At 67.7% G+C, this 8,991-nt stretch carries 8 protein-coding genes; 2 read left to right on the top strand and 6 right to left on the bottom strand.

Features of this window, described 5'->3' with window-relative positions; genetic code table 11:
* The 6 genes from fba to tkt all read right to left on the bottom strand — a co-directional run.
* A partial coding sequence (gene fba / locus DK254_RS31600) for a class II fructose-bisphosphate aldolase (RefSeq protein WP_109937370.1) occupies nucleotides 1-970 on the bottom strand: 970 nt, incomplete at its 3' end.
* Between the two features lie 104 nt (nucleotides 971-1,074).
* The gene (locus tag DK254_RS31605) at nucleotides 1,075-1,419 is read right to left on the bottom strand and encodes an MliC family protein (RefSeq protein ID WP_109936997.1); all 345 of its coding nucleotides are present in this window, start codon (nucleotides 1,417-1,419) and stop codon (nucleotides 1,075-1,077) included.
* 68 nt (nucleotides 1,420-1,487) lie between these two features.
* Nucleotides 1,488-1,682: a hypothetical protein gene (locus DK254_RS31610; RefSeq protein WP_109936998.1), complete on the bottom strand. Its 195-nt coding sequence runs from the start codon at nucleotides 1,680-1,682 to the stop codon at nucleotides 1,488-1,490.
* Nucleotides 1,683-1,760: 78 nt separating this feature from the next.
* Entirely contained in the window at nucleotides 1,761-2,924 is a 1,164-nt protein-coding gene (locus DK254_RS31615; RefSeq protein WP_109936999.1) for a phosphoglycerate kinase, read from the bottom strand.
* Between the two features lie 27 nt (nucleotides 2,925-2,951).
* Nucleotides 2,952-3,998, bottom strand: a complete 1,047-nt coding sequence (gene epd, locus DK254_RS31620; protein ID WP_109937000.1) for an erythrose-4-phosphate dehydrogenase — start codon at nucleotides 3,996-3,998, stop codon at nucleotides 2,952-2,954.
* 51 nt (nucleotides 3,999-4,049) lie between these two features.
* Nucleotides 4,050-6,047 (bottom strand): transketolase, encoded by a 1,998-nt coding sequence (gene tkt, locus DK254_RS31625; protein ID WP_109937001.1) that lies wholly within the window; start codon nucleotides 6,045-6,047, stop codon nucleotides 4,050-4,052.
* Nucleotides 6,048-6,295: 248 nt separating this feature from the next.
* Between tkt and DK254_RS31630 the strand changes: the two genes are divergently transcribed.
* The gene (locus DK254_RS31630; protein ID WP_089389897.1) at nucleotides 6,296-7,297 is read left to right on the top strand and encodes a metalloregulator ArsR/SmtB family transcription factor; all 1,002 of its coding nucleotides are present in this window, start codon (nucleotides 6,296-6,298) and stop codon (nucleotides 7,295-7,297) included.
* A gap of 16 nt (nucleotides 7,298-7,313) precedes the next feature.
* Entirely contained in the window at nucleotides 7,314-8,504 is a 1,191-nt protein-coding gene (gene metK / locus DK254_RS31635) for a methionine adenosyltransferase (protein WP_109937002.1), read from the top strand.
* Nucleotides 8,505-8,991: the final 487 nt, after the last annotated feature.

The following is an 8,991-nucleotide window of genomic DNA, read 5'->3' on the forward strand; positions in this document are numbered from 1 at the left end:
CGAAGGCTTCGTAGCGGGCGATGCAGACATCGCGCATGGCTTCGATGGTCTTGGCGAAGTACTTGCGCGGGTCGAATTCGCTCGGGTTCTTCGCCAGGAAGCGACGGATGGCGCCGGTGGAAGCCAGGCGCAGGTCGGTGTCGATGTTCACCTTGCGGACGCCGTACTTGATGCCTTCGACGATTTCCTCGACCGGAACGCCGTAGGTTTCCGGGATTTCGCCGCCGAACTCGTTGATGATCGCCAGCCAGTCCTGCGGCACCGAGGAGGAGCCGTGCATCACCAGGTGGGTGCCGGGGATGCGCGCGTGGATCGCCTTGATGCGGTCGATGGCGAGGATGTCGCCGGTCGGCGGCTTGGTGAACTTGTAGGCGCCGTGGCTGGTGCCGATGGCGATGGCCAGGGCGTCGACCTTGGTTTTCTTGACGAAGTCGGCGGCTTCTTCCGGGTCGGTCAGCAGTTGGCTGTGGTCCAGCACGCCTTCGGCGCCGACGCCGTCTTCCTCGCCGGCCATGCCGGTTTCCAGGGAGCCCAGGCAGCCCAGCTCACCTTCCACGGACACGCCGCAGGCATGGGCGAAGGCCACGGTCTGCTGGGTCACGCGGACGTTGTAGTCGTAGTCGGCCGGGGTCTTGCCATCCTCCTTCAGCGAGCCGTCCATCATCACCGAGGAAAAGCCCAGCTGGATCGAACGCTGGCAGACGTCCGGGCTGGTGCCGTGGTCCTGGTGCATGCACACCGGGATATGCGGGAATTCCTCGATGGCCGCCAGGATCAGGTGGCGCAGGAAGGGCGCGCCGGCGTATTTGCGGGCGCCGGCCGAGGCCTGCACGATCACCGGGGAATCGGTCTTGTCGGCCGCTTCCATGATGGCGCGCATCTGCTCGAGGTTGTTGACGTTGAAAGCCGGGACGCCGTAGCCGAACTCGGCGGCGTGGTCCAGCATTTGGCGCATGCTGATGAGTGCCATGTTTTCACTTCTCCCAGGAAGTTGGGCTCGTTCTATGGTTCGACAGCCTGCCGCAGGGGCAGGCTGCATTCAAGTCTGTTGCGCCGCACGGCGCCATACCGGAGCTAGCGTGCGTGGCAGCCGCGGCCGATCAGGTCGTTGCTCTCCACCCAGTAGATCAGCCCCTGGTCGCCGGTAACGCTGAAACCGACCAGTCCGTCGCTATAGAAAGCACCGGAGCCGCCGGGTTCCTCCTCCAGGTGATGGACGACGTCGTCCTCACCCAGGCGCAGGTCCACCACCGACGAGCGGGTACCCTCGACGTAGCGCCAGATCACCACGGCGCCGCTGTCGCAGGTCCAGTGGTTCCACCCGCCCCCCTTGGCGGCGCCGGCGCCGCTCCCCGCGGGGTGGCTGGAGCAACCGGCCAGCAGGGCGCCCAGGGCCAGGGCGGCGAGGTAACGCTTCATCGGGCAATTCTCCCTCTCACGGCGATGCCGTATGTCCATTCAGCCCCGCGCCGCACCGGCGCCCCCGTTCAGGGGCAGTTCACCGGTTTCCCGGCCGGGGTCGGATCGCCGGTACTCAGGCTCTCCACCCGCTCGCGGTTCTGGTCGCTGGGGACCATCACCTCGGGCGGGCTGACCAGCTCGCAGGTGGCGGGTTTACCGCCAGAGCCGCTGCAGCCGGCCAGTATCAGGCAAAACGCGAAGCCAAGGGCGACGTGGGGCATGATTGCTCTCCTTTGTCCCGTCCTCGAAGGTTGTGACCCCCGAGGACGCCGCAAGGTTGCCCCGAATCGCTCGTGCGCTTACGGCTTGGCGCGCTGCTCCAGCACCTCCACGGCCGGCAGGACCTTGCCCTCGACGAACTCGAGGAAGGCGCCGCCGCCAGTGGAAATGTAGGAGATCCGCTCGGCCACGCCATACTTGTCGATGGCCGCCAGGGTGTCGCCGCCACCGGCGATGGAGAAGGCCGGGCTCTCGGCGATGGCCAGGGCCAGGGTCCTGGTGCCCTCGCCGAACTGGTCGAACTCGAAGACGCCCACCGGGCCGTTCCACAGGATGGTCTTCGACGACTTCAGCAGCTCGGCGAATTGCGCGGCGGTCTGCGGGCCGATGTCGAGGATCATGTCGTCGTCGGCGACGTCGGCGATGGCCTTGACGGTCGCAACGGCGCTTTCGGCGAATTCCTTGGCCACCACCACGTCCACCGGCAGCGGCACGCTGACCTTGGCCGCGATGGCCTTGGCGGTGTCGACCAGGTCGGCTTCGTACAGCGACTTGCCGACCTTGTAGCCGGCCGCGGCGAGGAAGGTGTTGGCGATGCCGCCGCCGACGATCAGCTGGTCGCAGATCTGCGCCAGGCTGTTGAGCACGTCGAGCTTGGTGGACACCTTGGAGCCGGCGACGATGGCGGCCATCGGCCGGGCCGGGTTGCCCAGGGCCTTGCCCAGGGCGTCCAGCTCGGCAGCCAGCAGCGGGCCGGCCGCGGCGACCTTGGCGAACTTGGCCACGCCGTGGGTCGAGCCCTCGGCGCGGTGGGCGGTGCCGAAGGCGTCCATGACGAAGACGTCGCACAGCGCGGCGTACTTCTGCGCCAGCTCGTCGGCGTTCTTCTTCTCGCCCTTGTTGAAGCGCACGTTCTCGAACAGCACCAGCTCGCCCGGCTTGACCTCGACGCCGTCGAGGTAGTCACGCACCAGCGGCACGTCGCGGCCCAGGGCCTTGCTCAGGTAATCAGCGACCGGCTTGAGGCTGTTCTCCTCGGAGAACTCGCCTTCGGTGGGGCGGCCCAGGTGCGAGCAGACCATCACCGCCGCGCCCTTCTCCAGGGCCAGCTTGAGGGTGGGCAGCGCGGCCAGGATGCGGGCGTCGCTCTTCACCACGCCGTCCTTCACCGGCACGTTGAGGTCCTCGCGGATCAGCACGCGCTTACCTTGGAGGTCGAGGTCGGTCATCTTCAAAACGGTCATGACGTCAGTCCTGTATGGGCTGTGTGTTTAACGTTCACTGGCGGCGACCCGCAGGAAGTGCCCCGCGGTGTCGAGCATGCGGTTGGCGAAGCCCCACTCGTTGTCGAACCAGGCCAGCAGGTTCACCAGGCGCGGCCCGGAGACGCGGGTCTGGCTGCCGTCGACGATCGCCGAGTGCGGGTCGTGGTTGAAGTCGCAACTGGCGTGGGGCAGTTCGGTGTAATCCAGCAGGCCCTTGAGCGGCCCGCTGCTGGCGGCCTCGCGCAGCACCCGGTTGATTTCCGCGGCACTGGTGTCGCGGGAAACCTGCAGGGTGATGTCCAGCGCCGAGACGTTCACCGTCGGCACCCGGATGGCTTTGGCCTGGATACGCCCGGCAAGTTCCGGAAGCAGGCGCTCGATGCCCCGCGCGAGCCCCGTCGAAACGGGAATCACCGACTGGAACGCCGAGCGCGTGCGGCGCAGGTCCTCGTGGTGGTAGGCGTCGATCACCGGCTGGTCGTTCATCGCCGAGTGGATGGTGGTGATCGACACGTACTCGATGCCCACCGCCTCGTTCAGCAGCTTGAGCAGCGGCACGCTGCAGTTGGTGGTGCAGGAGGCGTTGGACACCAGCCTCTCGGCGCCGGACAGCTGCTGCTGGTTGATGCCGAAGACCACGGTGGCGTCGACGTCGGCCTCGCTGGCCATGGGCTGGGAGAACAGCACCCGCGGCGCGCCGGCGGCGAGGAAGCGCTCGCCATCGGCGCGGCTGTGGTAGACGCCGGAGCACTCCAGCACCAGGTCGACGTCCAGCGCGGCCCAGTCGATGGCCTCGGGCTCGGCCTGGCGCAGCACCTTCACGCAGTCGCCGCCGACGTGCAGGCAGCCGTCGGCCACGCTCACCTCGCCGGGGAAGCGGCCGTGGGTGGAGTCGAAGCGGGTCAGGTATTCCAGGCTCGCCAGGTCGGCCAGGTCGTTCAGCGCGACCACGGAGAAGCCGGCCTTCGCGCCGCGCTCGTGGAGGGCGCGGAACACGCAGCGGCCGATGCGGCCGTAGCCATTGAGGGCGACACGGTAAGGGCGCTTGGACATTGTTATCCCTTGGTTCGCCGGGGCGCGCGTGGCGCCCCGGCGTTCACGGCATCAGGCGTCGAGCAGCTCGGCGGCCACTTCCAGCACGTTGTCGACGGTGAAGCCGAAGTGCTCGAACAGCGCCGGGGCCGGGGCCGACTCGCCGAAGGTGGTCATGCCGATCACCCGGCCTTCCAGGCCCACGTACTTGTACCAGTAGTCGGCATGGGCGGCCTCGATGGCGATGCGCGCACCGACCTGCACCGGCAGCACGGCCTGCTTGTAGCCGGCATCCTGCTGCTCGAAGACGCTGGTGGAGGGCATGGAGACCACGCGCACCTTGCGGCCTTCGGCGCTGAGCTTGTCGTAGGCCTGCACGGCCAGGCCGATTTCCGAACCGGTGGCGATCAGGATCAGCTCCGGCTCGCCGGTGCAGTCCTTGAGCACGTAGCCGCCGCGGGCGACGTTGGCCAGTTGCTCGGCGTCGCGCGCCTGGTGCGGCAGGTTCTGGCGGCTGAAGATCAGCGCCGAGGGACCGTCGTTGCGCTCGATGGCGTACTTCCAGGCCACCGCGGACTCGACCGCGTCGGCCGGGCGCCAGGTGTCCAGGTTCGGCGTCAGGCGCAGGCTGGCCAGCTGCTCGATGGGCTGGTGGGTCGGGCCGTCCTCGCCCAGGCCGATGGAATCGTGGGTGAACACGTAGAGCACGCGCTGCTTCATCAGCGCGGACATGCGCACCGCGTTGCGGGCGTATTCCATGAAGATCAGGAAGGTCGCGCCGTAGGGAATGAAGCCACCGTGCAGGGCCACGCCGTTCATGATGGCGCTCATGCCGAACTCGCGCACGCCGTAGAACACGTAGTTGCCGGAAGCGTCGGCCGGGGTCACGCCCTTGCAGCCCTTCCACAGGGTCAGGTTGGAGCCGGCCAGGTCAGCGGAGCCGCCCAGCAGTTCCGGCAGCAGCGGGCCGAAGGCGTTCAGCGCGTTCTGGCTGGCCTTTCGGCTGGCGATGGTCTCGCCCTTGGCGGCGACCTCGGCGACGTAGGCGGCGGCCTGCTCGGCGAAGTCGGCCGGCAGTTCACCCTTGATGCGGCGCTGGAACTCGGCGGCCAGTTCCGGGTGGGCGGCCTGGTAGGCGGCGAAGCGCTGGTTCCACTCGGCTTCGCGGGCGGCGCCGGCTTCCTTGGCGTCCCACTCGGCGTAGATCTCGGCGGGGACTTCGAACGGGCCATGGTTCCAGCCCAGGGCGGCGCGGGTGGCGGCGATCTCGTCGTTGCCCAGCGGCGCGCCGTGGCACTCTTCCTTGCCCTGCTTGTTCGGCGAGCCGAAGCCGATCACGGTCTTGCAGCAGATCAGCGTCGGCGCGTCGCTCTTGCGCGCGGTCTCGATGGCGGTCTTGATCTCGTCGGCGTCGTGGCCGTCGACGTTGCGGATCACCTGCCAGCCGTAGGCCTCGAAGCGCTTCGGGGTGTCGTCGGTGAACCAGCCGTGGACCTCGCCGTCGATGGAGATGCCGTTGTCGTCGTAGAAGGCGACCAGCTTGTTCAGGCGCAGGGTGCCGGCCAGGGAGGCGACTTCATGGGAAATGCCTTCCATCATGCAGCCGTCGCCGAGGAAGGCGTAGGTGTAGTGGTCGACGATGGCGTGGCCTTCGCGGTTGAACTGCGCGGCCAGCACCTTCTCCGCCAGGGCCATGCCCACGGCGTTGGCGATGCCCTGGCCGAGCGGGCCGGTGGTGGTCTCCACGCCCGCGGTGTAGCCGTACTCCGGGTGGCCCGGGGTGCGCGAGTTGAGCTGGCGGAAGTTCTTCAGGTCCTCGATGCCCAGGTCGTAGCCGGTCAGGTGCAGCAGCGAGTAGATCAGCATCGAGCCGTGGCCGTTGGACAGCACGAAGCGGTCGCGGTCGGCCCACTGCGGGTTCACCGGGTTGTGCTTGAGGTAGTCGCGCCAGAGCACTTCGGCGATGTCCGCCATGCCCATGGGGGCACCGGGGTGGCCGCTGTTGGCTTTCTGCACGGCATCCATGCTCAGTGCGCGGATGGCATTGGCTCGCTCACGACGGCTGGGCATTGCTGAATCTCCTGCGGGGGCTGCTTCGATTGATCGAAGGGATGAAAAAAGGCGGCCATTTTCGCCCAGCCGGCCATCGCGGGGCAATGACAATCGGGCCGCAGGCTACAGGCGGCAGGCGGCGGGCCCGTCCAGCTCCTGCCTGCAGCTTGTGGCCTGCAGCTTGCCGCTACCTTCCGTCTCCAATATCAAAACTTTTTGATACAGCCGTTGCCACCATCGCCGCGGGCCTCTAGACTCCGCCCCCTATGAGCCTGCGCATGCCCCTGATCCGCCACGATGCCTGCGACGAGCTGGCCGCGCTGTGCAAGGCCGGCGGCGACCCGCTGCGGCTGAACGTGCTGCGGGTGCTGGCCAACGATTCGTTCGGCGTGCTGGAGCTGGCGCAGATCTTCGCCATCCGCCAGTCGGGCATGAGCCACCACCTCAAGGTGCTGGCCCAGGCCGGCCTGGTGGCGACGCGCCGCGAAGGCAACGCGATCTTCTACCGCCGCGCCCTGCCCCAGGCCGACAGCCTCGGCGGCAAGCTGCACGGGGCGCTGCTGGCGGAAGTGGACGAGCTGGCGCTGCCGGCCGAGGTGGACGCCCGCGTCGCCGCGGTGCATGCCCAGCGTGCGGCGGTCAGCCGCGACTACTTCGCCCGCAGCGCGGAGAAGTTCCAGGCCACGCAGGACCTGATCGCGGGGCTGCCGCAATACCGCGAAAGCGTTCTGGCGCTGCTCGACGCACTGAGCTTCGCCCCCGGCGCCACGGCGCTGGAAGTCGGCCCCGGCGACGGCGGGTTCCTCCCCGAGCTGGCCCGGCGTTTCGCGCGGGTGACCGCGCTGGACAACAGCGTGGCCATGCTCGACCTGGCCCGCCGGCGCTGCCTGGAGGCAGGGCTGACGAACGTGCGGCTGGACCTGGCCGACGCCCTGCGCGACGCCGCCGAACCGGCCGACTGCGTGGTGCTGAACATGGTGCTGCACCATTTCGCGGCGCCCGCCGAGGCCCTGCGCCAGCTGGCGCGCCTGGTGAAGCCGGGCGGCAGCCTGCTGGTGACCGAACTGTGCAGCCACGACCAGAGCTGGGCCCGCGAAGCCTGCGGGGACCTCTGGCTGGGGTTCGAACAGGAAGACCTGGCCCTTTGGGCCGATGCCGCGGGGCTCGCCCCCGGCGAGAGCTTGTACATTGGTTTACGTAATGGCTTTCAGATCCAGGTGCGGCATTTCGCCAAGCCGGATTCGCGAAGCGTCCTCACCCACCGGTAAAGACAGGAACCGTTAGATGAGCGAATACTCGATTTTCACCTCCGAATCCGTATCCGAAGGCCATCCGGACAAGATCGCCGACCAGATCTCCGACGCGGTGCTCGACGCCATCATCGCCAAGGACAAGTACGCCCGCGTGGCCTGCGAGACCCTGGTGAAGACCGGCGTCGCCATCATCGCCGGCGAAGTCACCACCTCGGCCTGGGTCGACCTCGAAGACCTGGTGCGCAAGGTCATCATCGACATCGGCTACAACAGCTCCGACGTCGGCTTCGACGGCGCCACCTGCGGCGTGCTGAACATCATCGGCAAGCAGTCCGTGGACATCAACCAGGGCGTCGACCGCGCCAAGCCGGAAGACCAGGGCGCGGGTGACCAGGGCCTGATGTTCGGCTACGCCAGCAACGAGACCGACGTGCTGATGCCGGCGCCGATCTGCTTCTCCCACCGCCTGGTCGAGCGCCAGGCCGAGGCGCGCAAGTCCGGCCTGCTGCCGTGGCTGCGCCCGGACGCCAAGAGCCAGGTCACCTGCCGCTACGAAGGTGGCAAGGTAGTCGGCATCGACGCCATCGTGCTGTCCACCCAGCACAACCCGGACGTCTCCTACGCCGACCTGCGCGAAGGCGTGATGGAGCTGATCATCAAGCACGTGCTGCCGGCCGAGCTGCTGCACAAGGACACCCAGTTCCACATCAACCCGACCGGCAACTTCGTCATCGGCGGCCCGGTGGGCGACTGCGGCCTGACCGGGCGCAAGATCATCGTCGACTCCTACGGCGGCATGGCCCGCCACGGCGGCGGCGCCTTCTCCGGCAAGGACCCGTCCAAGGTCGACCGCAGCGCCGCCTACGCCGGCCGCTACGTGGCCAAGAACATCGTCGCCGCGGGCCTGGCCGAGCGCTGCGAAATCCAGGTGTCCTACGCCATCGGCGTGGCTCAGCCGACCTCCATCTCGGTGAACACCTTCGGCACCGGCAAGATCAGCGACGACAAGATCGTCCAGCTGGTCCGCGAGCACTTCGACCTGCGCCCGTACGCCATCACCAAGATGCTCGACCTGCTACACCCGATGTACCAGCCCACCGCGGCCTACGGTCACTTCGGCCGCAACCCGTACGAGCTGACCTACGGCGACGACACCTTCACCGCCTTCACCTGGGAGCGCACCGACAAGGCCGCCGCCCTGCGTGACGCGGCCGGCCTGTAAGGTCCGCCCGACAGAACAGCCTGCTCCGGCGGGCTGTTCGCTGTAAGGAAGAGTACCGTTTCTCTGGTTAGGGGAAACGGCATTTTTCGTATGGGGTGGGGTTAGGCGCTTCAGGATGACTTCGAATTCTCCGGCCACTCCGAACAGCCCCCTCTCCCTTCAGGGAGAGGGCTGGGGAGAGGGCGCTCTCAACCCCACCTACACCCCCGGCAAACCCCGTTCGCGAGCAAGCTCGCTCCTACAGTTCCATGAAGGGCATCGGCGCACCGGCCAACGGCGTATAACCGCGAACGGTTATACGCCCTACGAACCTGCCGGCTAACGCTGCGTTATCCACCCACTCCGAACGGCCCCCTCTCCCTCTGGGAGAGGGCTGGGGTGAGGGCAATGGACTTCGCCGACACTCCATTGCCAATCCTGTACTCCGCTCCCCCACCCTAACCCTCCCCCGCAAGCGGGAGAGGGGACCGTTCGGCGTGAAGTGGAA

This window comes from Pseudomonas sp. RW407 (assembly GCF_003176655.1).
In the GTDB taxonomy this organism is placed as follows: domain Bacteria; phylum Pseudomonadota; class Gammaproteobacteria; order Pseudomonadales; family Pseudomonadaceae; genus Pseudomonas; species Pseudomonas delhiensis.